This is a genomic window from Hydrogenophaga sp. PML113 (genome assembly GCF_001777155.1).
Taxonomy (GTDB): domain Bacteria; phylum Pseudomonadota; class Gammaproteobacteria; order Burkholderiales; family Burkholderiaceae_C; genus Hydrogenophaga; species Hydrogenophaga borbori.
In genome coordinates, this window is sequence record NZ_MIYM01000030.1 from 1 (window position 1) to 3,205 (window position 3,205).

1 protein-coding gene is annotated in these 3,205 nt (G+C 58.9%); it reads right to left on the reverse strand.

Annotated elements, in window-relative coordinates:
• Window positions 1-143: 143 nt before the first annotated feature.
• The gene (locus BHU06_RS21840) at window positions 144-3,059 is read right to left on the reverse strand and encodes a Tn3-like element IS1071 family transposase (RefSeq protein WP_003049965.1); all 2,916 of its coding nucleotides are present in this window, start codon (window positions 3,057-3,059) and stop codon (window positions 144-146) included.
• Window positions 3,060-3,205: the final 146 nt, after the last annotated feature.

The window sequence follows — 3,205 nt, forward strand, 5'->3', positions numbered from 1 at the left end:
GGGGTCTCCTCGTTTTCAGTGCAATAAGTGACGGTACGAAAAGCTAGCACTGGCGCGGAGGTGGTGTTGGTAGATCGTTGATTTCATTGACTTTCCTGTTCACTTTCAAATCTGCGATTCGTGGCGTCAAACCGTGGTCGGTTTCATCCATTGGTGCCAGTTATCGATGCATTTGGCCGCGAAGGCAGGATTTGGTCAGCATAGCGGTCAACCGGGAAGCGAAACACACCCCGCAAGTTGATGCTCTCCAGCCTGGTGGGCGCAATCTTCCCGATCAGTTCCGGTGGAATGACCTGGCGGCGGTTCGACCAGCGATCCAGGACCGCCTGCATCTGTGAGGTATTCCACGCCATCACGATGTTGGCCATCAGGCTCAACGCATCGGCCACAGCCTGCATTTCATCGACACGTTTGGCCTGCGCCGGGCTGATCCGGCCGGTATAAATGGCGCGCTTGAGGGCGTTAACAGCCTCGCCCCGATTGAGCACCCGGCGCAACTCGTTCCTGAAAGCGTCCTTGACAAAGTAGTCAGCCAAAAACGCCGTACGCAGCAACCGCCCCAATTGCACGCCAGCCTCATAGATTGGATCGCCCTGGGCGGCAGAACCGAACCGCGCAAGAGCTGCCACCGCACTGGCATGTCCGCTCATGACCGAGGCTGCCAGGTGCACCAGACTATCCCAATGCTTTTCGATCAAAGCGACGTCGACATTGGCTTCGCACACCGCAGCGATTTCTGCGGGCACTTTGGTGCCGCGTGGCACAAAGAGGTGGCGCTGTTTGAGTTCCTTCAACCGCGGGCAAAGATCAAAACCAAGCAAACGGGCATGTGACATGGCAAAGTCGGTGTAGCCATGGGTATCCACAGCAAGCTGGCTGGTCTCCAGCTTTTCTTGGCGGATGACACCTTCAATGGCCACGCCCGCCTGGCGCTCATTGAGCACAAAGGGCTGCGCATGGAAGATGCCCCACCGGTCTTTTACATGGGAGTAGATTCCAATGGAAGGTGTGTTGCGCCGAGGATCAAGCCGGGCTTGCCACACCCGTTTGGTGGTCTCCATGCTCATCATGTCAGAAGATGCCAAATCGGACCGCCCCCAGGTGGCGGCAATCGGGTGTCGCTGCATGAATTCCAGCACAGCCTGGCAGGCCTGGCTCAGACGCCGTTCGTCCCGCGCCCAGCGCATGGCCTGGCGAATGCTGGTGGCAGACAATTGCGGAATCATGCGCGCGCATTCGACCGCAGTCAGACTGGTGCCGTGGGCCATGATGCCGGCATAGACCATCAGCAGCTCGTCGGTAGAGCGCGGCTCACGTCCGAGCATGATCCAGCTAAAGCGCACCTGGGCGTCAACGGCCAGAATCACTTCCGGCAATTGAACCTCACCGATGCGGTGATCCAAAGCCGCGCGCAGCTTGGTCACTTCTGGGTCTTCGTCCTCTGCGGGCAATGGCGACAAATGGAGTTCATCATCCACGCGCAGTACGCCACTGCGGGCTGCAGCGGCCACCGCATCGACACCGGCAGTTACTCTGGCCAGCAAAGGCTTCAAGAAAGTGGCAGCCTTGCTGGGTAACGATAGACGGGCATAGTGTTTCTTGGACTCTGCCTGCCAACGCTCGTCCGTGAAGAACAAGCGCGCACGACCCCGAAAGCTCAGGCTGTGCTCAATCCAGACCGAGCCATTGCGCACCGCGCGGCGCAGGGCAAACAGGGTGGCCACCTCCAACGCCTGAAACGCCCGTTCCCGGTCTGGGCTGGAGATCGAAACCTGCCAGATCATTCCCAGACTTGGTGCCACCACTTCAACTGGCAGCTTTCTGGATCCTTTGAGATATAAAGCTTGCAGCTTGGCAAGGTACTCGATGGCAGGATGCTCGCCGGTGGCCTGCCAGGGCAGCTTTGCAATGGCGACGAGCAACGACCGCACGGGGCGAATTCCATCAATCAATCCCTCGCGGACCAGGGAGGCCCTGCTCGGTGGTTTGCGTTTCTGGGTTTCGGTGATCAAGGCTTCAAGACGGGCACGCAACTCAGCATCTGGCACCGCACCTTGCGCGCTCAAGGCAACAAGTTCGCCGAGCAGCGTTTTGTACATTGCGGCCCAATTGACGGTAGCGGGGACATCGGCGGCAGCCTGACGCCACAGATCGGCGATCCGGCGCTGCACCATAAGGATCAACTGGTCTGTGGTGGTGAACAGGCAATACCGAAGAAAGCATGCGACCTCCACGGTGCGCGCTGGCTCTTTGATCTTGGCTCCGGCTGAGGGCGGCCTGGAGACAAGTCGGCGCGCGTAGCGGCGCAAGATGAGATCGGGGATGTCTGCCAGGTGCTTATGAACGTCCAGCGTGTAAAGCAGGTCGATGCGCTCCAGTACCTCGCTGATTTGGCGGGTTGAGTGTTTCGCCGGTGCAGCCCATAGCCAACTCTGCTGGGTTTGTCCATCTGGGCGCAGCTCTGAAACTGAGGCTCGCCAGCGATCAAGTGTTGCTGGATCAACGCTGGCGGCGATGGCGGTGCCTGTTTCAACTTCAAGCTGGGCAAGTGCCGCCGCAATCAGTGTCCGAATTGCCCGCTCGTGCACGATCACCAGCTTGTTCTTGTACAGCCATTGACGCGCCCGCACGAGTAGCTGATCGCGGTCGGCGCAGCGCGCCACTTCGTCGCGCAGTTCACGTACCAGTGAGCGGCGCTGGTGCTCGCTCATCCACTGGAATCCAAGGACCGTGCAGGCTACTTGTTGGTGATCGAATAGCGTGCGCCCGCGTTCATACATGGCTCTCAGCGAGGCGACTTCTGGTGCTGCAATGCCAAGCTCGTTGCCAAGGTGGCGCCACAAGGCTACTGGAATTACCCGAAAGGCACCGAGCAAACGCCCACTCATGCGCAGGAAACCAATATGGAGCGCCAGACCAAGCTTGTGGGAATCACCTCGGCGTGCATTGATTGCGTCGCGCTCGGCACCATCGAAGGTGAAAAATGCCTTCATCTCGAAGTCGCTGATATCGCGGGGGAGCCCACGCATCCCCAAAAACGTTGTGTGCCAACCCTGCATCGTGAACCTCAAAAGTGGGAGGCCACCATACCCGTTTACAAAGCGAACAGGAAAGTCAATGAAATCAACGGTCTACCCAGACCACCCCCGCGCCAGTGCTAGCTTTGCGTACCGTCACTTATTGCACTGAAAACGAGGAGACCCCA